General features: G+C 60.0%; 24 protein-coding genes and 1 pseudogene. 12 read left to right on the plus strand and 13 right to left on the minus strand.

The features are described 5' to 3' along the window. The first annotated feature begins 25 nt into the window (after window positions 1–25). Window positions 26–163 carry a hypothetical protein gene (locus tag C5P05_RS33735; protein ID WP_157979360.1) on the plus strand — a complete coding sequence of 46 codons (138 nt, stop codon included), beginning with the start codon at window positions 26–28 and terminating at the stop codon, window positions 161–163. A gap of 685 nt (window positions 164–848) precedes the next feature. Here C5P05_RS33735 and C5P05_RS16730 read toward each other — a convergent pair. Beyond that, window positions 849–1,304: a MarR family winged helix-turn-helix transcriptional regulator gene (locus C5P05_RS16730; RefSeq protein WP_232834540.1), complete on the minus strand. Its 456-nt coding sequence runs from the start codon at window positions 1,302–1,304 to the stop codon at window positions 849–851. 64 nt (window positions 1,305–1,368) lie between these two features. Further along, window positions 1,369–1,836, minus strand: a complete 468-nt coding sequence (locus C5P05_RS16735) for a tripartite tricarboxylate transporter substrate-binding protein (RefSeq protein ID WP_157979361.1) — start codon at window positions 1,834–1,836, stop codon at window positions 1,369–1,371. A gap of 172 nt (window positions 1,837–2,008) precedes the next feature. On the opposite strand from C5P05_RS16735, the gene C5P05_RS34560 reads away from it, so the two are divergent. From C5P05_RS34560 to C5P05_RS16785, 10 genes are all read left to right on the plus strand, one after another. Further along, window positions 2,009–2,686, plus strand: coding sequence for a hypothetical protein (locus C5P05_RS34560; RefSeq protein WP_232834541.1), 678 nt, complete (start codon window positions 2,009–2,011; stop codon window positions 2,684–2,686). Then, window positions 2,646–3,257, plus strand: a complete 612-nt coding sequence (locus C5P05_RS34565; protein WP_232834542.1) for a hypothetical protein — start codon at window positions 2,646–2,648, stop codon at window positions 3,255–3,257. The genes C5P05_RS34560 and C5P05_RS34565 overlap by 41 nt, the downstream gene beginning before the upstream one ends. Window positions 3,258–3,429: 172 nt before the next feature. Then, window positions 3,430–3,948: a DUF302 domain-containing protein gene (locus tag C5P05_RS16745; RefSeq protein ID WP_114970985.1), complete on the plus strand. Its 519-nt coding sequence runs from the start codon at window positions 3,430–3,432 to the stop codon at window positions 3,946–3,948. Between the two features lie 13 nt (window positions 3,949–3,961). After that, entirely contained in the window at window positions 3,962–4,987 is a 1,026-nt protein-coding gene (locus tag C5P05_RS16750) for a Bug family tripartite tricarboxylate transporter substrate binding protein (RefSeq protein ID WP_114970986.1), read from the plus strand. 523 nt (window positions 4,988–5,510) lie between these two features. Then, a complete protein-coding gene (locus C5P05_RS16760) occupies window positions 5,511–6,716 on the plus strand; it encodes an MFS transporter (protein ID WP_114970988.1) in 1,206 nt (401 codons plus the stop codon). Then, window positions 6,713–7,657 carry a 2-dehydropantoate 2-reductase gene (locus tag C5P05_RS16765; protein ID WP_114970989.1) on the plus strand — a complete coding sequence of 315 codons (945 nt, stop codon included), beginning with the start codon at window positions 6,713–6,715 and terminating at the stop codon, window positions 7,655–7,657. Before C5P05_RS16760 ends, C5P05_RS16765 begins: the two co-directional genes overlap by 4 nt. A gap of 60 nt (window positions 7,658–7,717) precedes the next feature. Next, the gene (locus C5P05_RS16770) at window positions 7,718–8,497 is read left to right on the plus strand and encodes an enoyl-CoA hydratase/isomerase family protein (RefSeq protein ID WP_198674759.1); all 780 of its coding nucleotides are present in this window, start codon (window positions 7,718–7,720) and stop codon (window positions 8,495–8,497) included. Between the two features lie 11 nt (window positions 8,498–8,508). Next, complete coding sequence (locus C5P05_RS16775; protein WP_114970990.1) at window positions 8,509–9,741, plus strand: CaiB/BaiF CoA transferase family protein; 1,233 nt, start codon at window positions 8,509–8,511, stop codon at window positions 9,739–9,741. 25 nt (window positions 9,742–9,766) lie between these two features. Further along, entirely contained in the window at window positions 9,767–10,705 is a 939-nt protein-coding gene (locus C5P05_RS16780; RefSeq protein ID WP_114970991.1) for a 3-keto-5-aminohexanoate cleavage protein, read from the plus strand. A 14-nt stretch (window positions 10,706–10,719) separates the two neighbouring features. Continuing rightward, window positions 10,720–11,136: a hypothetical protein gene (locus C5P05_RS16785; RefSeq protein WP_114970992.1), complete on the plus strand. Its 417-nt coding sequence runs from the start codon at window positions 10,720–10,722 to the stop codon at window positions 11,134–11,136. Window positions 11,137–11,160: 24 nt separating this feature from the next. On the opposite strand, the pseudogene C5P05_RS16790 reads toward C5P05_RS16785, so the two are convergent. From C5P05_RS16790 to C5P05_RS16815, 6 genes and pseudogenes are all read right to left on the minus strand, one after another. Beyond that, window positions 11,161–11,466 (minus strand): annotated as a pseudogene (locus C5P05_RS16790) (IS4 family transposase); the annotation flags it as partial. 287 nt (window positions 11,467–11,753) lie between these two features. Continuing rightward, window positions 11,754–12,707 carry a Gfo/Idh/MocA family oxidoreductase gene (locus C5P05_RS16795; RefSeq protein WP_114970993.1) on the minus strand — a complete coding sequence of 318 codons (954 nt, stop codon included), beginning with the start codon at window positions 12,705–12,707 and terminating at the stop codon, window positions 11,754–11,756. Between the two features lie 12 nt (window positions 12,708–12,719). After that, window positions 12,720–13,628: an amidohydrolase family protein gene (locus C5P05_RS16800; RefSeq protein WP_114970994.1), complete on the minus strand. Its 909-nt coding sequence runs from the start codon at window positions 13,626–13,628 to the stop codon at window positions 12,720–12,722. A gap of 78 nt (window positions 13,629–13,706) precedes the next feature. Continuing rightward, on the minus strand, window positions 13,707–14,390 hold the full coding sequence (gene ligK / locus C5P05_RS16805) for a 4-carboxy-4-hydroxy-2-oxoadipate aldolase/oxaloacetate decarboxylase (protein WP_114970995.1): 684 nt from the start codon (window positions 14,388–14,390) through the stop codon (window positions 13,707–13,709). A 2-nt stretch (window positions 14,391–14,392) separates the two neighbouring features. Further along, a complete protein-coding gene (locus C5P05_RS16810; RefSeq protein WP_114970996.1) occupies window positions 14,393–15,427 on the minus strand; it encodes an amidohydrolase family protein in 1,035 nt (344 codons plus the stop codon). 20 nt (window positions 15,428–15,447) lie between these two features. Further along, entirely contained in the window at window positions 15,448–16,143 is a 696-nt protein-coding gene (locus tag C5P05_RS16815; RefSeq protein WP_232834543.1) for a substrate-binding domain-containing protein, read from the minus strand. 292 nt (window positions 16,144–16,435) lie between these two features. Between C5P05_RS16815 and C5P05_RS16820 the strand changes: the two genes are divergently transcribed. Then, window positions 16,436–16,960, plus strand: coding sequence for an IS5 family transposase (locus C5P05_RS16820; RefSeq protein ID WP_157979362.1), 525 nt, complete (start codon window positions 16,436–16,438; stop codon window positions 16,958–16,960). A 394-nt stretch (window positions 16,961–17,354) separates the two neighbouring features. Here the strand turns inward: C5P05_RS16820 and C5P05_RS16830 are convergent, their stop codons facing one another. The 5 genes from C5P05_RS16830 to C5P05_RS16850 all read right to left on the minus strand — a co-directional run bounded on the left by C5P05_RS16830 (window position 17,355) and on the right by C5P05_RS16850 (window position 21,027). After that, window positions 17,355–18,248 carry a class III extradiol dioxygenase subunit beta gene (locus tag C5P05_RS16830; protein WP_114971000.1) on the minus strand — a complete coding sequence of 298 codons (894 nt, stop codon included), beginning with the start codon at window positions 18,246–18,248 and terminating at the stop codon, window positions 17,355–17,357. After that, window positions 18,241–18,636: a protocatechuate 4,5-dioxygenase subunit alpha gene (ligA, locus tag C5P05_RS16835; RefSeq protein WP_114971001.1), complete on the minus strand. Its 396-nt coding sequence runs from the start codon at window positions 18,634–18,636 to the stop codon at window positions 18,241–18,243. The genes C5P05_RS16830 and ligA overlap by 8 nt, the downstream gene beginning before the upstream one ends. 190 nt (window positions 18,637–18,826) lie before the next feature. Further along, window positions 18,827–19,735 carry a LysR substrate-binding domain-containing protein gene (locus tag C5P05_RS16840; protein WP_114971002.1) on the minus strand — a complete coding sequence of 303 codons (909 nt, stop codon included), beginning with the start codon at window positions 19,733–19,735 and terminating at the stop codon, window positions 18,827–18,829. Window positions 19,736–19,742: 7 nt separating this feature from the next. Further along, entirely contained in the window at window positions 19,743–19,952 is a 210-nt protein-coding gene (locus tag C5P05_RS16845; RefSeq protein ID WP_114971003.1) for a hypothetical protein, read from the minus strand. 85 nt (window positions 19,953–20,037) lie between these two features. Beyond that, entirely contained in the window at window positions 20,038–21,027 is a 990-nt protein-coding gene (locus C5P05_RS16850; protein WP_114971004.1) for a tripartite tricarboxylate transporter substrate-binding protein, read from the minus strand. Window positions 21,028–21,030: the final 3 nt, after the last annotated feature.

Here is a 21,030-nt window from a genome sequence, read left to right on the forward strand (position 1 = left end):
GTAAATTTACAACGAATCTTATCTGATGCGTCACTTTCTGCGCCAAAGCAGCCCGACGCTCACGCCAACGACGAGTACGTTCGGCATGCTTGAACCGGCCAGCGCGGCTGCATTGATAACGCCGGGCAGCGTCACTTTGCAGGGCCTGGCGGGTGGCGGCTGAACACCCAGCGGCGCAATAGCGTTGTCCCCGGTCACAGTGGCTGCAAACCAGGACTTGCACGCGGCAACCCGCGCACAGGAAGAGTCGGGCGGGAAGATCGCGCATGAGCACCTCTGGCAAACCAAAGGTGTGCTGGACGAGATGCGTCCAAGGGTGCAACAATCAAGCTGCACCCGTCATTGACACGGTGTAGGGCGCAGCGGTCGGAATGAACTTGCAAGTAACTGCCGCCGCTGTGCCCGCCTACTTCGGAGTAGGTGTATTACAACGCAGCCGCTTGCGCGTGGCGCCTTGTCCCGGATAACCCACGTCCCAGTGCGTGGCGACCCTCTCAACAATTACCTAAATCCTGGTCACGTCAACCCGTGCGCCCATCCCTGAGTGCCTTAGGGAGGTCAGGGATGGAAGTGACTGAAATCCTGCAACATCAAGAACAAACTGCGCACTCAAGCCCGGAATTCAGCGTTTCCCAACACCCGTTGACACGGCTCGACACGCCGCCAAAATTCATCACTCACCACCCACGATTCGACCCGCTTGCGTGTCGCCATGCATTCGCCCCCGACGCCGTGTGAACTACGGCTCAGGACGATAGTTTACTATTTACGGATAACTTCTAAGTTTCGACAGGGCTTGCAGCGCTAGAGCGTGGTGTGTGTAGAAGGAGTGAATGGCTGTAAGGCCTTTAATCTCCGGCAAGCACCGCGTCGCCCGAATACAGGGCCAGCCCTGCCTCTACCACTGAGCCCAAGACCTGGCGTAACTCTTTTGCCCTGCTCTTTCCAAATTCATTTTCAAAGCGGTTGTGGATCTCCTTCCACAGGGGTGTGGCCTCTGCCAGTGCCTTGTGGCCCGCAACGGTAAGATCGATGAGGCGCGCGCGACGATCCACACCAACGCGCATACGAACAAGGTTGTCACGCTCAAGTAGGCGAAGGTTACGCCCAAGCGTGGTACGGTCCATGGTCATAGATTGAGCCAGGTCGTTGATAGCAGTCTCGCCAATGGCGTCGAGCCGCGCGAGTAGCGAGAACTGTGACACGCGCAGTCCGGAATGGCGCAGCGCCTCGTCGTAGGCGATAGACAGCGCACGTGTGGCGCTACGAAGAATGGAGCAATTGCACTGGAGCATGGTCACCATATGTTTTATCGGATACGGAAATTATACATTTGTGCGCATATGCTCTCATCTCTGAGTTTCGTTTTCACCTTTGACCGGCGGGTAATTGGTGTTCTTGCCGGATTGCCTTGACCACTCGCGCGTACTTATCAGACTCGGTCGTGAACCATTTTGCGGCTTGTTTCAGGCTCATATTTTCCACAAGCCTTAAGGCCTCGGCACGATACCTTGCTGTGGCCAGAGCGAGCGGGGCAAGGATGACATCATTGCCAGTGCTCACGAGCAGCGTGTGACCGCCGGGCGCCGCCGACAGCACTGTCCTTGCCGCGATGGAGCCGCCTGCGCCGGGTACATTTTCGATGACCACCGCTTGGCCTGGCGCTCGCTGCAGGGCTGGCTGTAGCTCGCGCATGGCTACGTCGGCGGGGCCACCTGCCGGGTAAGCCACTTTCACGATCACCGCCTTGGCGGGCCAAGCCAGCGCGAACGACGCGCCAGTGGTGAGCGATGCGAGCATGGCAACGATGGCATCTCGCCTGTCCAGATAAGTCATGATTGACTCTGGGGTTGAAAAGGCGCGGCGACAATTATACGCGCATATGCGCAGAATGGCACAAGATAGCCTTATCCAACGAGGTATGAGCCTGAAGCGGGGTGCGTGATTCCAACGAGGTATGAGCCTGAGGGGCGGGTTTGGGGCGATCATTTTTCCCATGGTGATCGACATGGACGAGACCCGTCTGCAAACAATTTCCCAACTTCAGGCCTTCCTGGCCGGCACGCTGGAGGTGCGCTTTTGCGTGCCCGACAGCGATGACGCCCGCTACGCCTACATCGTCTCGGTGGCCCAGCGCTTTGGCTACGCCCGCCTGAATCGGCCCGACAAAGGCGTGGTACTGCGCTACCTGCTGGCCACCTGCGGCTACTCGCGCGCCCAACTCACACGGCTGCTGGCACGGGTCCTGGATGGCCAGAGCCTGCACAAACGCTACCGCGCCCCGGCCCATCCGTTTGCGCAGCGCTACACCCCGGCTGACGCCTTGCTGCTGGCCGAGGTGGACCGCGCCCACGGCACGCTCTCGGGGCCGGCCACCACGCATTTGCTCAAGCGGGCATTGCATGTGTTTGGCGATGCGCGGTTTGAGCGCCTGGCCAGCCTGTCGGTGTCGCACCTGTACAACCTGCGCCACAGCAAGACTTACCAGAGTCAGCGCGTGAGCTTCACCAAGACGCGCCCAGTGGTCAATCCGATCGGCATGCGCCGCGCCCCCCCGCCCCGAGGGTCGCCCTGGCTTCATCCGCATCGACTCGGTTCACCAGGGCGATCTGGACGGCACCAAGGGGGTCTATCACGTCAATGCGGTGGACATCGTCACCCAGTGGGAGGTGGTGGCCACTTGTGAGCGCATCAGCGAGGCCTACTTGCTGCCTGTGCTGCAAGACATGATGGAGCAGTTTCCGTTCAGGATTCTGGGCTTTCACTCGGACAACGGCTCGGAGTACATCAACAAGACCGTGGCCCAGCTGCTGGAGAAGCTGCGGGTGGAGCAGACCAAGTCACGCTCACGCCAGTCCAATGACAATGCGCTGGCCGAGAGCAAGAACGGCGCGGTGGTCAGAAAGGCATTTGGCTACAGCCACATTCCCCAGCGCTTTGCTGCGCCCATCAACGCGTTCTGCCGCGAATACCTCAACCCCTACGTCAACCTGCATCGGCCTTGCTTGTTTGCCAAGGAGGCGGTCGATGCCAAGGGCAAGGTCAGGAAGACCTATCCGCATGACATGGTGCAAACCCCGCTGGACAAGTTGGCCAGCCTGGATGGCGTGGGCAAGTTCCTGCGCAAGGGGATCGCCATCACACAACTTCAATCAAAGGCCAAAGCCCACAGCGATCTGGAGGCAGCCAATGCGATGAATGTGGCCCGGCTTAAACTGTTTGACTTGTTCAACCGACGACCCAAGTCCGCCGCCTGATTCAATCCTCACATCCGTCTTCGCTCAGGCTCATACCTGAATTGGAAAATACTAGATCGTCTACGTGTTTACGCTAGTAGTCTCGTGTAATTAGGCGTATATACTTCTATTCAGCTCCGCGATATTTTGCGCCGCACCGAGCAACCGATAGTTTTTAAAGGAGATAAGCCGAATGAACCCTAACGACAAAGCCATGGCCCTAGTTGCGGAGAGCGCAGTTACAGTCACCCATGTCCGCATCAGCACGGACAAGCCCTACGCCTCAGTGAAGAAAGCTATCGAGTCGCGCTTGGGCCGCCTCTCCGACCACGTCCGCGAGTTGTTACGCCTGGGCAAGATCGAGGAGGTGCGCGCCGCGCTTACTCTCGCTGCGGGCGACGCGGGCCTCGCCATCCATTACGTCGGCCCGCATGGCGATTGGCTGTTGCTAAACGGCGAGCGCAAGGAGGCTACCTCCTACCTCATCGGCAATGTGCTCTACGCGGTGCAGATGACTCGCGTAGATTTGGCCGCCGGGCTGTACGCGCCGCTACGTGTTGTGCTGTATGCGAGCGAAGATGGAGGATCGGTAATCGAGTACGACAAACCCTCAACACTCTTCTGCCAGTTCGGACGCGAAGAGATCAATACGGTCGCCGCCATCCTGGATCAACGGCTGTCCGCCGTGCTTCTTCAGGCTTGTGCAGTTTAAAGGAGCAAAAAAAATGACAAGGACGCGCATTGACTCTCTCGGGCTATTCACTCTGGTGTGTGCCGTCGCCACCAACATCGCGAGGGTCGCTGCCGCTGCAGTAGCGACCACCTTCCTCGCACAAATCGCTCTCGCCGAAACCTTCCCAAGCAAGCCGCTGAAAATCGTTGTACCTTACGCAGCTGGCGGTCCTGTGGACCAACTTGCTCGCACCCTCGCCGAGGGACTGTCACGTTCGCTTGGCCAGGCCGTCATCGTTGAGAACAAGCCCGGCGGCAACACCATGGTCGCTGCGTCGCAAGTGGCCAAGGCGCAACCCGATGGGTACACCCTCTTCATGGCCTCCTCGGCTAGTCTTGCGGTGAATCCTGTTGTCTACAAGAAGATGGCATACGACCCCGACCGTGATTTCACGCCGGTCTCGATGGTTGCGCGAGCGCCGCTGGTGATGGTGGTTAACGCCGGTGTACCTGCCAAAAACCTTAAGGAGCTCACGGCTTACATCAAGAGCATGAATGGCCGCTTCGCTTTTGCCTCCAACGGCAACGGTAACCCGCTGCATCTGGCCTGTGCCCTCTTCAGCTCAATGGCCAACTTGGACATGCTGCACGTCCCCTACAACGGGACGGCCCCGGCTCTGGCCAGCGTGTTGGCTGGCGATACGCAGATGACCTGCGACATCGTTCAAAACTCGATACCACAGATTAAGTCGCACAAGTTACGCGCCATCGCCATCATCGGCCCGCGTCGCGTTGCTGTACTGCCCGATGTGCCCACGCTTGGCGAGGAGGGGCTGCTCGGGGTTGATGCTTCTGTGTGGTTCGCGGTGGTTGTACCCAAAAATACTCCGCTGCCCCGGGTTGATTTGCTGAATCAGCACATCGCGAAGGTGCTGGCGACCACGGAACTTCGGGAACGCTTTGGCGCATTGGCGATGGAAGTACAGAGCAGTTCAGGGAAGGATGTAACAAACCTCATTACCAAGGAGCGGTCGAAATGGATGGACGTGGTGACAAAGTACAAAATTTCCATCGACTGACAAGCTCGGTGTAGTCATGAAAATAAATGTAAGCATGCAACAAGGCACGCAGGAGATTTTTGCTTGGAGCACACTGTCTCAGCGTTTGCGGGGTTGGTTTCCATTGCCTCTGTCGGCGCCACGTTATCACTGCATATCGATATGAGCGAGTTGGGCGCGGCCTTCGATGCAACGCCTGCAATGCGGAGTGCTATTTTTACTCACTGTTATTTGAGCAACGTTCATTGACCTGAAGGCACAAGGAGCAAGCAATGATTTCATCGCAATCAGATTCCGCTACGGTAGGTGTATCTACGCCTTCACGTGCGTCTGTTATCCAGGACGACGTGCTCATCGCGTCCTGTGTCGGTCTGTGCCTGGTCCCTGCTGACCAGGTCGCCGACTACTACAGAGCTCACGGCTACGCGGCGGCGCCTGGCATAGTTTTGCTCCTAATGTGGATAGCGTTGCAACTGGTGGGGCTCGTGCCGTGAATCCTTCGTCTTCCCTTGTTGACGGCGAGTCGCTGCCGCGTGGGTGCTCCATGCTGAGCTCGGTGCAAGTTATCGCTTTTGGCGCGGCCATCGTTACTATCTCGATGGGGGTACGGCATGGCTTTGGCCTGTGGATGCTCCCGATGACGCAAGCACGCGGTTGGTCGCGGGAAGTGTTCTCTACAGCGCTCGCGATTCAGAACCTGGTGTGGGGCTTTGCGGCTGTGGTCGCGGGCATGATCGCCGACCGCTTCGGGGCTTTTCGTGTGATCGCAGCAGGCGCCGTACTCTATGCGACGGGTCTTGTCGGCATGGCATTTGCGGCCTCGCCAGTGCAGCTGCTTTTTGCCGCCGGCGCTCTCATCGGCACTGCTCAAGCGGGAACCACTTATTCGGTAGTCTATGGTGTCGTAGGGCGAAATGTTGATGCGCAACGGCGCTCATTGGCGATGGGAGCAATCGCGGCGCTGGGCTCGTTCGGGCAGTTCCTGATGGTGCCGATTGAAAGCAACCTTATTGAGATTGCAGGCTGGGCGAGCGCTTTGATCATACTTGGTGGCGTCGCTGCGCTAATGCTGCCCCTGTGTTTCGGTCTGCGCGAACCCGACTTCGCCGGCGGTGGGCTGCCGGTGCGCGAGCAGAGTATGACACAGGCGTTGTCTCAGGCGATTCACTACCCTAGCTTTTTGCTGCTGATGGCGGGCTATTTCGTCTGCGGCTTTCAACTCGCTTTTATCGGCATCCACGTCCCTGGTTACCTGCGTGACCAGGGGCTTATGCCGCAGGTAGCTAGTTATTCGCTGGCGATTATCGGCCTCATGAATGTGGTGGGCGGCTATGCCTGTGGCGTCTTGGGCGAGCGGATGGAAAAGCGGGTGATCCTCGCCGGCATTTATTTCAGCCGTGCGGTCGCCATCGCGCTCTTCGTGCTCGCGCCGGTTTCAGCATGGTCAGTTTTTGCCTTCTCCGCCGTGATGGGCCTCTTGTGGTTATCTACCGTCCCGGCGACGCAGTCAATCGTCGCGCAAATCTTCGGCGTACAGCACCTGTCCATGCTGGGTGGAGTCATTTTCCTCAGCCACCAACTCGGCTCGTTCCTAGGCATCTGGTTGGGTGGGGTGATCTTTGAAAACGTTGGCAGTTACCGACCGGTGTGGCAGCTTTCTGTTCTGTTTGGCCTTGTGGCTGGCGTGCTCAGCCTAATGGTGAACGGAGACCCGTGGCGGCGTGCTGCGGCGCGGGGGGTTAAGTTATGACTACAACGAGCGATAAACCGATGAATGTTTTGGTACTGGGTGCCGGCGCGATCGGAGGATATTACGGGGCTCGGTTGCATGAGGCAGGAGCGCAGGTCACTTTCCTGGTGCGGCCAGCGCGAGCACGGCATATCGAAGAGACGGGAATATGCGTCAAAAGCCAACTCGGGGATGTACGCTGGGCTGCGCGCACAGCGACACGAATTGATGGCCACAACACCTATGACCTCGTGCTGCTTGCCTGTAAGGGCTTCGACCTGGACAGTGCCATCGATGCGATCGCGCCTGCGGTAACTGCCGGCGCTTGCGTGCTGCCATTTCTCAACGGCATGGGCGCCTACAAGAGACTAGACGGCGCCTTCGGAAAGGCCCGTATCTTGGGCGGAGCGGCCTACATCGCGGTCGAACTGTTGAGCCAAGGGCACGTGATGCACTACGGCGTTAGCGATAAGGTTGTGATTGGCGCCCGTTCACGCGAAACTTTGGATTTGGCTAGCCGCGTGCATGTCGCGCTCGCGAAATCTGGCGGACAGCGCCTACTGTCGCACCACATCGATGAAGTGCTGTGGAACAAGTGGGTGATGATAGCCGCCGGCGCGGCCGTAACCTGCCTGAGCCGCGGCACCATCGCGGAAGTGCTTGCCACGCCGGGCGGCGCCCAGTTCGTCCGCCGAGCAATAAATGAATGCTGCGCTGGCGTGGCGGCCGCCGAAATGCCACTGGCACAAAGCGAGCGGCAGGCCATTGAAGAGCGCCTGCTCGACGGGTCATCGAACTGGGCCTCCTCAATGAAGCGCGACATGGACCGGGGCATCTCCCGGATCGAGAGCGAAGCGATTTTGGGTGACCTGGTGCGCATTGGAAAGGTGCACGCCATCGACCAACCGATCTTACTGGCTGCGCTCACTCACCTGCAGGTATATGAGACGCAACGTTCTTGATAGGCATTGCGCTCACCGATATTTCTTTTTTTAACTTAACTACCACTCAGGAAATAGATTATGTCTCTCACCTCCCATCCCGTCATTTTCGAAAAGATCGGCCCGGTCGGCGTGCTCACCATGCAGTATGCCCCGCACAACCTGGTGGGCCACGACCTGTGCTCATCCTTGCTGGCCGCGTTAGAGCGCAGTGAGAACTCCGGCTGCCGGGCATTGGTGCTGAAGAGCGGGCTGCGCCACTTCTCCGCAGGCGCTGACCTTGCGCTCTTCGAAGACCGTGGTGCGCGGCTGGACGCTGAGCTCAATCCTGTTGGCGTGCTCGATGCGTTCAGCCAATGCCGTCTACCAATCGTCGCTAGTGTGCATGGCATGGCTCTTGGCGGCGGTTTCGAGTTGGCGCTTGCCTGTGACTTCATCATTGCTGGCGCATCGGCAAAGTTCGGCCTGGTCGAGGTTACGCTGGGCCTGCATCCCCTGATGGGCGGCATTCAACGCGTCATCGACCGCGCCGGTGAAGCACGCGGCAAGGAGATCGTCATGCTCGGGCGCCGCCACGATGCGGCAACACTGGAGAAGTGGGGCGTGATCAATCGTGTCGTGCCCGACGCGCAACTGCAGGAGTCGAGCCTTCTGATTGCTCAGGAGCTTGCCAACGGCCCCACCGTCGCTCACGGCGCGACCAAAAGACTCGCCAATGTTTTTCTTGCCAGTGGCATGCATGCGGCCGATGCTGCAATGAAGGACATTCAGAAACCCATCTTTGCCAGCACCGACCTCGTCCGCGGCCTCGACGCCTTTAAGGCCGCGGGCCCAGGCAACGCGGTGTTCGAAGGTAACTAAAGGAGATCATCATGGCACAAGGACCACTTGAAGGATTGCGCGTCGTCGATTTTTCGCGCGTACTGGCCGGGCCGCACTGCTCGAAGACACTGCATGATCTGGGTGCGGACATCATAAAGATTGAGCCGCCTCGACCCGACATCTCGCGCGCAGCCTACCCGCAGACAGAAGGCATGTCGCACTACTACATCCAGCAAAACTCAGGAAAACGCAACCTGAGCCTGGACCTGAACTTCCCTGAGGCGCGCGAAATCGTGTTAGCGCTTTGCAAGACCGCCGACGTGATCGTTGAGAACTTTCGTGCAGGCACGCTCGCTTTCTTTGGATTGGACTACGAAAGCATCCGAAAGATCAATCCGGCAGTGGTCTACGCATCCATTTCTGGTTACGGGCATAACGGTCCGCTGTCGCACCGCGCCGCCTATGCACCCACGGTGCAGGCCGAATGCGGGTTCACAGACACAGCCATTCGCCACCTGGGCTCTGACCTCGCTACGGCGCGGCATGATGCGTATTCGCACGCTGACATCTACACTGGCCTAGAAGCAGTTGTGGGCATCTTAGCGGCTCTGCACAAGAAGCAGCAGACGGGGCTAGGGCAGCATGTGGATGTAGCTATGGCCGCCACCATTCTGTCCATCAATGAGCGCGTGCATGCTGACTTGTCAGGTGTGGACATGGGTGATGAACCGCTGGCGCTGGGCGCGGCGATGTCGCCATTTTTTCGCGTGGCGAGCGGGGAACTCATTACCATAGCGACTAGTATCACCAGCACGTTGAGCTTCCCTCTCTACACTGCCGCAATGCGGCGAGCAGATCTTGCATTGAATGCACACTTTCTCACGCCCGAACTGCGATTGAAGCACGTGAGTGAATTGCACGCAATCATCCAAGCATGGATCCTCACCTTCGACAGCTTGGAAACGCTCGAGGCGCAACTTGAAGAAGCGAAGCTCGCCTTCGGCGTGGTGCGTAGCATCGAGGAGTTCGCCGCATCGGAGTGGGTGAACTGGTGGGGCGCCATCGATACGGTCGATGATCGCGTGGGCGGCACGGTGCGCATCCCTGGCAAGCCGTGGCGCTTTTCTAGTGACACGCTCGCGCACCCCGGCCGCCCCGCCTACCGCGGCGAGCACAATCGCGAAGTACTCAAGGAGCTCGGCTTGTCCGACGACACGGTTGCGCACTACCAGGAGGCCGGCATTCTGACGACCGGCATTCCGGCTATGCAGGCAAGCAAATGAAATCCCTTACCGCAGAGGAAACAAAATGAGCAAGTCACGCCGAAAAGTCATTATCACGTGCGCAATCACCGGTGCCATCCACACGCCAACCATGTCCGACGCCCTTCCGTACGCACCGGAGGACATTGCGCGCCAAGCCATCGATGCAGCCGAAGCGGGGGCGGCCATTCTGCACTTACATGCGCGCCACCCAACAACTGGCGCGGTGTCGATCGACCCGGATCATTTCATGGCCTTCCTGCCGAACATCAAACGCAGCACCGATGCAGTGATCAACCTGTCGACAGGCGGGAGCCTCACTAACACCGTGGCAGAGCGGATCGCACCGGCCAAGCGCGTGTCGCCAGAAATGACATCGCTCAATATGGGCAGCATGAATTTCGCCATGCACCCGCTTGCAGACAAGTACAAGGTATGGAAGTTCGATTGGGAAGAGGCCTATTTGCGTAACTCTGACACCTATATATTCCGCAATACTTTTCGCGACATCGCAATGGTCGCAAAGGAACTTGGCGAGGGCGAGGGCGTAAAGTTCGAGCATGAGTGCTATGACGTGGGACATCTTTACAACCTGAAGTTCTGTTTAGACAGTGGAATGTTTAAGACGCCCGTGTTCATCCAGTTTGTGCTGGGAATCTTGGGCGGGATTGGCGCCGACCTTGACAACCTAGTCTTCATGAAACGCACTGCTGACCGCTTGTTCGGGGACGCATACCGCTGGTCGGTCCTAGGCGCCGGCGCGGCCCAAATGGACTTGGCTGTCGCAGCAGCCATGATGGGGGGCAATGTTAGGGTTGGCCTTGAGGACTCTCTTTTGATTTCACGGGGGCAACTTGCCGCGTCGAACGCCCAACAAGTCGCTAAGATTCGCCAAATGCTGAGGGATCACGGTCTTGAGGCTGCGTCACCGGCGGAAGCTCGGGAGATGCTGAGCCTCAAGGGCGCCGAGCTCACGCGTTTTTAACGAAAGGGATTGCAATGCATGTATTAAGAAAGGTCCGCGAGGCGGGCGGCGGCTATGAACAGGTTGCTGCCATACTCGCGCCCGATATCGTTTTCAATAGCCCAGTGTTGTCGCGGCCAGTCATTGGACGAGACTTGGTGGCGCGCGTCATGGTCGCATCGGTCGCAGTTCGGGACGGGCACTACGTCAGTGAAATCAAATCCGGCGCGCTTACTTACCTGCATTGGAAGGGCACTATCCGAGGCGAGGCCATTGAGAGTTTCGAGGTCATCCGTGACGACGACAATGGCCTCATTACAGAAAGAACAGTCGCTATGCGCCCATTTGCTTCTCTGCTGCTATTCCGTCAGGAGTTCCGAGCCTGCATGCAAGACGAGATTGGCGCCGACTATTTTTCCGTACCCGCAGCCCTCGCCATCGAAGCAACATAAGCGCTCTATTAACCCGAATGGCACTTACTTTGGCTCATACGCATGACCATGCCTCTGGACGTGTCGGCGAGCCTGGTCGCGCGGCACCTTCAACCAGGGGTAGGGTTTGGGCCGTCGTTTTCGCATTCGCGGCTCGATGCGTCCGGGCCGATGGCCAACCCTGCATTGGGCGATCAGCGTGAACAGCCGGCCGCAATCGTTCGTAGCCGACAGGCCTCGCGAGACCCACTCCGTCCACAGTTGCACCGTGTGCTTGAAGCTCAGGCCGCGCGGGTCTACGCCGGCATTGCAGGCGGCCTGCGCCATGAGCAGGCGGATCACGTTTGTTGCCGCCGACCGAAAACTGACCCACTTTAGGCCACTGTGGGTCAATATTGAAGCGGCGCCGACAATCGGGCAGCTGCTTCTATTTCCGCGCGATCGTCGCAGACGAAGGTCAATCCGGCTTCGCCCGGACCATTCGGTGCTGCGCGATCGAGCAAAGCCGCGCACGTCCCAATTTGATCGTCGTGGCAAAAAGCCTGGCCTGGAAGCACGTCCGCAATTGCGCCGGGGACTGACCCGGGGTCGCTGGCCTTCTCACACCACGATCGCAGCTCAAATCCCCGATGCCAGCTTCAAGCGAGTTGCTTCTCCAACTTGTCGAGCACCTCGTAGCTTGGCAGCACTTTCGCCACACTGGCATTGGGCTCGCGACCTTCACGAATGGCGGCGATGAATTCGCGGTTCTGCAGCTCGATGCCGTTCATCGACACGTCGACTTTGGACACGTCGATCTTTTCTTCCTTGCCATTGAACAGATCGTCGTAGCGCGCGATGTAGGTCGCCGTATCTCCGATGTATCGGAAGAATGTTCCCAATGGACCGTCATTGTTGAAGCTCAAGGAAAGCGTACAGACGGCACCGCTGCCCGCCTGCAGCTGGATGCTCATGTCCATCGCGATGCCCAGGACGGGGTGGATCGGCCCCTGCAGCGCGCTGGCCTTCACGATAGGGCTGCCGCACTGGTACGCGAACAGGTCCACAGTGTGGGCAGCATGGTGCCACAGGAGGTGATCAGTCCAGCTGCGCGGCTGGCCTAACGCGTTCGTGTTGGTGCGGCGGAAAAAATACGTCTGCACGTCCATTTGCTGGATGTGGAACTCGCCCCGCTGGATCTTGCGGTTCACGTACTGGTGGCTGGGATTGAAGCGCCGCGTGTGGCCGCACATGGCCACCAGCCCGGTCTTTTGCTGCAGCGCTACTACCTCGCGCCCATCGGCCAGGTTATCGCACAGCGGAATCTCCACTTGCACGTGTTTGCCGGCCTTCATGCAAGCGATAGCTTGCGCGGCATGCATCTGGGTCGGCGTGGCGAGGATCACGGCGTCGACGTCCTCGCGGGCCAGCGCCTCTTCCAGTTTCGTGCCGGCATGGTCCACGCCGTACTTCGCCGCAACCTCCTTCGTTTTTTCGAGTTCGCGACCGATCAGCGACGTGACCTCCACGCCATCGATCAGCTTGAGCGCGTCGAGGTGCTTCTGCCCGAAGGCGCCGGCCCCCACCAGGGCGATTCGGAGGATTTTGCTCATGCGTTCTTCTGGTTAAGTTCCCCAGTACAGGCGGGCCGGGTTGTCCACCAACAGCTTGCGCTGCAGCTCCGGCGATGTGGCGATATGGGGAATGAAGTCCACCAGCAGGCCGTCATCAGGCATGTGATGTTTCAGGTTGGGATGCGGCCAGTCTGTGCCCCACAGCACACGGTCGGGGAAGCTCTCCACCGTCTTGCGCGCGAAGGGCACGACGTCGCGGTAGGGGTTGCGTTCGCCATCGAGCGCGGGCTTACCCACCACCGACAGGCGTTCCGGGCAGCTCACTTTGCTCCATACATTGTTGTGCTCGCGCATGAACTTCACGAACAGCTCGAACTCCGGTCCATCGATGGGTCGTGTCACGTCGGGGCGTCCCATGTGGTCCACCACCACGGTCGTTGGCAATGCGGTGAAAAAGTCCCACAGTTGCGGCAGATCCACGGCCTCGAAGTAGATCACGACGTGCCATCCTAGTGGCGCGATGCGCGCGGCGATCTCCATCAGCTCGTCCTTCGGCGTGAAGTCGACGAGCCGCTTGACGAAGTTGAACCTCACGCCGCGCACGCCGGCGGCGTGCATTGTCTCCAGCTCGGCATCCGTCACCGTGCGCTTCACCGTTACGACACCGCGCGCCTTGCCGTTCGACGAACGTAGAGCGTCCAGCAGCGCGCTGTTGTCTGCGCCGTGACAGGTCGCCTGCACGATCACGTTTCTGTCGAACCCCAAGTGGTCACGCAGTGCGAACAGCTGTTCCTTGCTGGCGTCGCAGGGCGTGTACTTGCGCTCGGGTGCGTACGGAAATTGGCCGCCGGGGCCGAACACGTGACAATGCGCATCTACGCTGCCGGGCGGCAGTTTGAACTGCGGCTTGCTCGGACCGGCGTACCAGTCGAGCCAACCGGGGGTCTTGGTGAATTCCATGTTTGTCATGTCATGCCGGAAAGTCCCCGCACCGTTGGCCTTTAGCGCCAACGATCACGGGTCAAGCCCGCCAATCCTTTAGTCGATATACCTCAGCCCCGCCTTCTCCAGCGGTTCACGCATCTTGTACATGTCCAAGCCCAGGATGCCGGACGCGAGCTTGGCGCGCTTCTCGCCTTCATTGGCTTCGCGGGCGGCGGCGGCATCGCGGGTTTTTTCTGCGTTGGCTGCAGGCACGCACACCACTCCGTCGTCGTCGGCCACGATCACGTCGCCGGGCGTGATCAGCATTCCGGCGCACACCACCGGAATGTTCACCGACCCCACCGTCGCCTTGATCGTGCCCTTGGAGCTGATAGCCTTGCTCCAGACAGGAAAGTTCATTTCCTTTAACGTCTTCACGTCGCGCACGCCGGCGTCGATCACCAGCCCGAGCGCGCCACGCGCCTGGAGCGAAGTCGCCAGCAGGTCACCGAAATAGCCATCTGTGCAGGGGGCCGTGATAGCCGCTACAACGATGTCGCCGGGCCGGATTTGCTCGGCCACGACGTGCATCATCCAGTTGTCGCCCGGGTGTAGCAGCACCGTCACCGCCGTACCCGACACCTGCGCGCCGGAAAAAATGGGCCGCATGTAGGGCTGCAGCAGGCCTACGCGGCCCATGGCCTCGTGCACAGTGGCCGAGCCGAAGCGGCCCAGGTCGCCAGTGACGGCCGCATCAGCGCGCCGGATGTTGCGGTAGACGACTCCGAGTTCGTACATGGTCAGCGTCCTTGCTTCTTGAGCAGTGCGTCAAGCCGCGGGAAAACGTGACGGGTGTTTGCCTCAAAGATCTGGTGCTTGTCCTGCGCACTCAAAAGCTTCGACGCGTCGATGTAGCGCTTCGTGTCGTCGTAGTAATTGCCGGTGGTCGGGTCGATGCCCCGCACCGCGCCGATCATCTCGCTTGCGAACAGCACGTTCTTTACCGGGATCACCGTATTCAGCAGGTCGATGCCGGGTTGGTGGTACACGCAGGTGTCGAAGAAGATGTTGTTCATCACGTGATCCTGCAGCAGAGGCTTCTTCATTTCCTGCGCGAGGCCCCTGAACCGGCCCCAGTGGTAGGGAACCGCGCCGCCGCCGTGCGGAATGAGGAAGCGCAGCGTGGGAAAGTCCTTGAACAGGTCGCCTTGCACGCATTGCATGAAGGCTGTGGTGTCCGCGTTTAGGTAGTGCGCGCCCGTCGTGTGAAACGCATGGTTGCAGCTGGTGCTGACGTGGATCATCGCCGGGATGTCGTACTCGACCATCTTCTCGTAAATCGGGTACCAATGACGGTCGGTCAGCGGCGGGCTGGCCCAGTGGCCGCCCGACGGGTCGGGGTTCAAGTTGATGCCCACGCAACTGTACTGCTCGACGCACTTCACCAGTTCGGGGATGCAGCTCTCGGGCGCCACGCCAGGTGACTGCGGCAGCATTGCGACCGGGGCGAAATGCCGGGGGAACAGCTGAGACACGCGGAAGCAGAGTTCGTTGCAGATGGCCGCCCAGGTGCTGGACACGTTGAAGTCGCCAATGTGGTGCGCCATGAAGCTGGCGCGCGGCGAGAACAGCGTTAGGTCGTTGCCGCGCTCCCTCATCAGTCGCAGCTGGTTGGTCTCGATGGTCTCGCAGATGTCGTCGTCGCTGATCACGAGCTCCGACGGCTTCGGCATCGCGGAGGGATTCTTGATGCCGGCAATTTGCCGGTTGCGCCACTCTTCCAGCGCCTTGGGAGCCGTGGTGTAGTGGCCGTGGCAATCGATGATCAGGCTCATAGGGTTGTCTTCCTCGGTTGTCAGGCAGGCGCCATGCCTTGCCGCCGCTTTTCCGCGTCGCACTCCGGCGACGCCATGAACGCCAGGAACTCACGGACATCACTGGCGCGCGCAGTAGTGGCGCACACGGCGCCGGAGAAAATGGTCTCAATCTGGATCGCGTCAGGCAGCGGCCCCGCGACGGCAACGCCTTCCACATGCATCAGTTCGCTCAGTTGCTGGAAGCCCAGGGCGACGTCGCCCCGAGCGACCATGGCACCGACCGGCACGCCCGGCTGCGCTTGCGCCAGGCGCGACGCAAGTTGCTGCGCGACGCCCCAGCGTTCGAAAAGCTTCAGCAGCGCGACGCCGCTGGGTCCTGTGGAATAGCCGATGGTCGGCGCGGCAAGCACGGCGCGCCGCGTCGAATCTTCCGTCGATAGGTCGGGCAGTGGCGAACCCGCGCGCACTGCGACGGCCACCCCGGACCGCACCAGGTCGACCCGCGTACCGCCAATCGCACGGCCTGCATCCACGAGCTTGTCGATCGCGTCGGCCGCCAGCACAACAAGGTCGAAGGCCTCGCCAGCCCAGACGCGCTTCGCGGCGTCGACCCCGCCGACCGACTCGAACACAACGGCCATACCGCTTCGCGCGACGAAAGTGGACACAAGCTGTCCAAGCACCTGTCGGGTGGCCATGGATGAGATTCCCCGCAGGGGCGGCTTTTCAAGCATGGCGTAATTCTCCATTCGCCATGGCGCGGACGCAAGGGGGAACCGCCTCTATCAGGTAGAACAAGCACGCATAGCCGGCACACTGGGTGGCCAGGTTCCCCTCACTTGCACTGAATCTCGCTTGCAGCTTGGTATAGACCTCACCCGTAATCACCACGTCGCTTTTGAAGGGTCGTGTGGTATAGGTGGTTCGGTAGCTTGCCTGATCGGCCAAGCGCTGATCGGTGGCGGGGTATTTCGTTGCAGGATCCGCGCCGGCGTCGTTCACATTGACGTCGTAAGTGCGTGCACCTTGATCGCCGCACCGAGCTCCACCAAGAACGCGGGTCAAAGCCGCGACCCCGAGATGCACCAGAGCAAGAAGGGCAACCAGTGGTACTTCGGCATGAAAGCCCATGTGGCGGTGGATGCCAAGAGCAAGCTCATCCACCGAGTCGTAGCCACCAGCGGCAATGTGCACGACAGCAAGGTGCTGCCCAGCCTCTTGCACGGCAAGGAAAGCGCCGTGTGGGGTGACAGCGCCTACGCCGGTCAAAGCGAAGTCATCGAGCGGGCTGCCCCCTGGGCGCAGGATTTGACGCAACGCCGGGGCAAGGGGTACAAGTACCTGAGCCAGATGCAGCGCACCATCAATCGCAGCAGGTCAAAGGTGCGCGCCCGAGTCGAGCATGCCATCGGCACGATCAAGCGCATCTTCAACTTCACCAAGGTGCGCTACCGGGGTTTGGCCAAGAATGGCAACCGGCTGGTCGTGGCTGCGGCCTTGGCCAACCTGTACATGGTGCGCAGGCAATTGCTGGCATCGCCACGCCCGTAGTGAGCCAGGAGCGCACCGGGAGGCCGCGACAACGGCGCTCAGCGCGTCAATTGAACTTGAAAACTCGCCCCTTCGCTGCAAATCTGAGCGTCCGGCCGTTTAACGGGGCTTGATCAGATCTTCCTTAGCGACCAATTGGAGCTGCACCGCTGCCATGCAGACGCCCACCAAACTCAATCCCTGAGACGCATCGCGTGCAGCCAGGGCAAAAGGATGACTGCGACCATAACCGCGCCCGAGTAACCCACTCCAACCCGGTGTAGCAGGGCGGGAAACGAGTCGGACCACCCGGCATAGGCAGCGTTGGCAAGGGTGCTACCTACGCACGTAAAGAAGCAGGCGATGAGGCTGAACGGTATGACCTCTGCGCCCCGTCTCCAGCACTTGAAAAGCTTCATCGCTGCACTTCGGCGCCGCCAGCTGGGTTTTGCCCGGCTTGGATCGGGGCCGCATCCTCTAGAACCAGCAGACCATACGCGGTGTTCGAAGCTGGGACATGATAGAAGCGATGGACTTGCCGCACCTCTTTGGCCAAGGCGCCGCGCATGATCATCCACATGATTACCTCCAACCCTTCCGAGCCGGCTTCCGTAAGCAACTCGAGATGGGACGTTTGTGCGAGCTGTTCAGGAGAGCTGACGATCTCATCCAGCCACTTGTTGTCATATGGCGAGTTGATCAGTCCGGCGCGCTCGCCCTGTAGCTGGTGCGACATCCCACCGGTTCCAAAGATCGCGACCTTGATGTCTGCCGGATAGGAATCGATCGCCCTTCTGATCGCTTGCCCGAGCTTGTAGCACCGACTTGCGGTCGGCTGCGGGTATTGAATGACGTTGACGCAGAGTGGGATGACGCGACACGGCCAGTGCTCCGGCTGTCCAAAAGCAAGAGACAGCGGTACCGTGAGACCGTGGTCCACCGTCATTTCGTTCACCGTCGTGACGTCAAACTCGTCATTGAGCACCAGCGATTCAACGAGGTGCCAAGCAAAGTCCGGGTCACCGTTGCACGGCGGCACGGGTCTCGGACCATAGCCCTCGTCGTGTGGGTTGAACACCGCCCCCGCGCCGATGGCGAAGGTGGGCGTCAGATCAAGACCAAACCGCGAAGCGTGGTCGTTGTAGACGACTATGACCACATCGGGCCGGACTTCAGCCGCCCATTTTCGAAACGGCTCGACACCTTCAAACAGGGGCTTCCAGTACGGCTCCTGTGTCTTGTTGTGATCGATCGCCGCCCCGATGGACGGGACGTGCGAAGTTCCAACTCCCCCAATAAGCTTAGCCATGCTGGTCACCTCGACGTCGATTGCCTTCGATGGACCTGCCACCTTGGCTCATCATTTGCTTGAACTGATCTACCGTCATTCCGCTGCCGGACATGGCCGCTCCGACATGCTGCATCGTGAGGCCGTCGAAGATGGCAAGCTTGAACGTGTAGTAGATATTTCCCCCGAGCCTCAAGAGCTCGAGCCATTCGCGGTTCAGTACGGCCTCTTTCTGGCGCTGCGTCATCGCGAACTGATCCAAGTACATTGCTGGATTGCTCTTGAATTCGGCTCGATTGACCGCTTCATCCAGAGACTTGCAAAACATGTTCAGGCCATAGCCCTCTTGTAAATGCTTGCCGTCGAAGACATATGTCCCCGGAATGTTTCGATAGTCACGTGTTTCCATAGATTGAATGGCTTTCGGAATAAACCATGCGTTAAAGCAGCTTTAATATAGGCTTGATTTGGTTGGCGATCATTGGTGCTTACTCAGGGTTAGGCTTTAACCAATTTGCATATCGCGCGCCCTTCATTTCGGGACGTCCTTTGACGTGACTGTGCCCAGGCAGACGGGCCTTTCCGCGAGGAGGTATCGCTCAATGCCCTACTACGCGCGGAAAGATGTCCTGAATGAGCTCGAGCGCGATTTTTTGCGCCGACGTTATCGGACGCTGCAGGCTGGTGGCGAGCGACAAGGCGATGCGCAGCGGCGGGTTTCCGATCTGCCTTGCAGCGTAGGCCGACGGCCTTTGCGTGTTCAGCAGCGCGTTGCGCGCCAAGATTGCGCCGCCCGCGCCGTCGTGCACCAAGTCGAGGATGGCGTTGACGCCCTCGATCTCCAGCGCCACGTGCGGCTTACAGCCGGCATCCGCTAGGGCCGATTCGACGTGCATGCGGATGGCATTCGGCCGGCTCGGGATCACGAGCGGAGTCTGCGCCAGCTCGGCCATCGACACCGGGCCGGAGGGCGGGTCTTCGTGCATGCCAGGTTGCCGGAGTTGGACCAGCAGCAGTTCTTGCTCGAACAGCGGCAGCAAATCCACCTCACGCGAAGCCTGCGCGTTGTAGAGAATCACCACGTCCATGCGGCCACTCATCAGCCATTCCTGCAGATTGCCTGACATCGCTTCACTAATCGCGATCCTCGCGTCCGGCATCGCTTCGCGCAATGCCCTTGTGAGAGGAACCGCCAGCACGCGCGCGACGCTGGGCGGCAGGCCCACGGCCACACGTCCCGCCAAGCCGCCGCGCAACCGACCCAGGTCGTCGCGGGCGCGCTGCACTTGGTGCAGGATGCCGCGGCCGTGCTCCAGCAGGACTTTGCCGGCTTCAGTCGGTACCGCGCCGCGGCCGTTTCGCACCAGCAGGTTCTGGCGCAGCTCGACTTCGAGCAAGCGCACCTGCCGGCTGAGCGCGGGCTGTGCGACGTTCAGTTCGAGGGCGGCACGTGTAAAGCTGCCCAGCTCCGCCACACGGACGTAGTTTTCAAGCTGCTTCAGATCCATTCAGGAGTCAGTGAAGTCGCTGAACGACAGGCACTGCGTAATCTCGCCCGACCATGGCCCGAGCAAACAAATAGCCGTTTCTCGTGCGCTCGCTCACAGCGTTGAGGTCCACGCGGCCCTCCGGATCGCAGGGGAACACCAGCACGCAGCCGTCACGGAAGAGCGATTGATACCTGAGCTCGAAGCTAGGCGAATACTCGGCAACTGATTTGTGCATGACGTTCTCCTGAGAAAAAGACTTAAGCGGCGTAACACTCCGGGTTACCGAGGAGTGAAGTGGGCGCGCGTTCAGTTTGGACGCGTTACTCCTCCATCTGGAATCCGAACACCCGGCTGACCTCACGCCAACCGGCCAGCTCTCCGGCAATGCGGCGTGCTAATTGAGGCCCGCTCTCGTCCGCAGGCTCCAGCGCCAACTTCTCAAGGGCTTCGCGTACGGCTACCGTACGGAGTGCCGCGCGAACGCCTGTCGCCATGCGCTCAACTTGCCGTGGCGAAACGTCGGGTTTCGCGAACATCCCCATCCACTCCGAGCCGACCACGGTCGGATGGCCCTGCTCCACAAACGTCCCCACCTGAGGCAGGAAGCCGCTACGCTGCTTTGACGCGACGCCCAACACTCTCAACTTTCCAGAAGACAGGTGGGGGAGCAGTTCCGTCAACGGGTTGATCACCGCCGGAACCTGTCCACCCAGCAGATCCTGAATGGCCGGAGCAGAGCCGCGGAATGGAATGTGCTGAAGTTGCACCTGCCCTGAGCGCCCAAGCAGGAACGCAAGGAAGTGGGTAATGTTTCCAGCCGCCGGCGAGCCGATGTTCGTGTTCGCAGGATTTGTCTTCACCCAGCGGAGATACGATTTGACGTCGGTGACCGACGCGGGCGCCCCTGGTCCTACAGCCAGCGCCAAGGGGACGTTGGCAATCGTGGCAACGGGCAGAAGGTCTCGAACCGGGTCGTACGCCAGCTTCTTGTAGACGTGCGGATAGATGACGAGCATCGATCCGGGAGTGACAAGCCACTGACTCCCGTCCGATGGTCCGTTACGAACGACATCAATCGCGATCCGCCCGCCAGCTCCGGGCCTGTTATCCACGAGCACGGTTTCAGCGACGACTCCGCGAAGAAAATCACCTAGCCTGCGGCTTACCGCATCGATAGAGCCGCCCGCAGGGAACCCGGCGATCAGCTTAGTGACGTTGGGCAAACGATCTTGGGCGAATGCCGGCACGGCCGTCACAAGCCCTGCGCCAGCGAGGCCCTGAAGCACCGTGCGTCTTCTAACATGGTTCATATT

The organism is Rhodoferax ferrireducens (genome assembly GCF_003347515.1).
In the GTDB taxonomy this organism is placed as follows: domain Bacteria; phylum Pseudomonadota; class Gammaproteobacteria; order Burkholderiales; family Burkholderiaceae_C; genus Rhodoferax.

Excerpts from the sequence above, each read along its gene's own strand:
- C5P05_RS33735 (WP_157979360.1), top strand. The coding sequence starts at position 26 with ATGCGTCACTTTCTGCGCCAAAGCAGCCCGACGCTCACGCCAACGACG.
- C5P05_RS16730 (WP_232834540.1), bottom strand. The coding sequence starts at position 1,304 with ATGGTGACCATGCTCCAGTGCAATTGCTCCATTCTTCGTAGCGCCACA.
- C5P05_RS16735 (WP_157979361.1), bottom strand. The coding sequence starts at position 1,836 with ATGACTTATCTGGACAGGCGAGATGCCATCGTTGCCATGCTCGCATCG.
- C5P05_RS34560 (WP_232834541.1), top strand. The coding sequence starts at position 2,009 with ATGGACGAGACCCGTCTGCAAACAATTTCCCAACTTCAGGCCTTCCTG.
- C5P05_RS16745 (WP_114970985.1), top strand. The coding sequence starts at position 3,430 with ATGAACCCTAACGACAAAGCCATGGCCCTAGTTGCGGAGAGCGCAGTT.
- C5P05_RS16750 (WP_114970986.1), top strand. The coding sequence starts at position 3,962 with ATGACAAGGACGCGCATTGACTCTCTCGGGCTATTCACTCTGGTGTGT.
- C5P05_RS16760 (WP_114970988.1), top strand. The coding sequence starts at position 5,511 with ATGCTGAGCTCGGTGCAAGTTATCGCTTTTGGCGCGGCCATCGTTACT.
- C5P05_RS16765 (WP_114970989.1), top strand. The coding sequence starts at position 6,713 with ATGACTACAACGAGCGATAAACCGATGAATGTTTTGGTACTGGGTGCC.
- C5P05_RS16770 (WP_198674759.1), top strand. The coding sequence starts at position 7,718 with ATGTCTCTCACCTCCCATCCCGTCATTTTCGAAAAGATCGGCCCGGTC.
- C5P05_RS16775 (WP_114970990.1), top strand. The coding sequence starts at position 8,509 with ATGGCACAAGGACCACTTGAAGGATTGCGCGTCGTCGATTTTTCGCGC.
- C5P05_RS16780 (WP_114970991.1), top strand. The coding sequence starts at position 9,767 with ATGAGCAAGTCACGCCGAAAAGTCATTATCACGTGCGCAATCACCGGT.
- C5P05_RS16785 (WP_114970992.1), top strand. The coding sequence starts at position 10,720 with ATGCATGTATTAAGAAAGGTCCGCGAGGCGGGCGGCGGCTATGAACAG.
- C5P05_RS16795 (WP_114970993.1), bottom strand. The coding sequence starts at position 12,707 with ATGAGCAAAATCCTCCGAATCGCCCTGGTGGGGGCCGGCGCCTTCGGG.
- C5P05_RS16800 (WP_114970994.1), bottom strand. The coding sequence starts at position 13,628 with ATGGAATTCACCAAGACCCCCGGTTGGCTCGACTGGTACGCCGGTCCG.
- ligK (WP_114970995.1), bottom strand. The coding sequence starts at position 14,390 with ATGTACGAACTCGGAGTCGTCTACCGCAACATCCGGCGCGCTGATGCG.
- C5P05_RS16810 (WP_114970996.1), bottom strand. The coding sequence starts at position 15,427 with ATGAGCCTGATCATCGATTGCCACGGCCACTACACCACGGCTCCCAAG.
- C5P05_RS16815 (WP_232834543.1), bottom strand. The coding sequence starts at position 16,143 with ATGCTTGAAAAGCCGCCCCTGCGGGGAATCTCATCCATGGCCACCCGA.
- C5P05_RS16830 (WP_114971000.1), bottom strand. The coding sequence starts at position 18,248 with ATGGCTAAGCTTATTGGGGGAGTTGGAACTTCGCACGTCCCGTCCATC.
- ligA (WP_114971001.1), bottom strand. The coding sequence starts at position 18,636 with ATGGAAACACGTGACTATCGAAACATTCCGGGGACATATGTCTTCGAC.
- C5P05_RS16840 (WP_114971002.1), bottom strand. The coding sequence starts at position 19,735 with ATGGATCTGAAGCAGCTTGAAAACTACGTCCGTGTGGCGGAGCTGGGC.
- C5P05_RS16845 (WP_114971003.1), bottom strand. The coding sequence starts at position 19,952 with ATGCACAAATCAGTTGCCGAGTATTCGCCTAGCTTCGAGCTCAGGTAT.
- C5P05_RS16850 (WP_114971004.1), bottom strand. The coding sequence starts at position 21,027 with ATGAACCATGTTAGAAGACGCACGGTGCTTCAGGGCCTCGCTGGCGCA.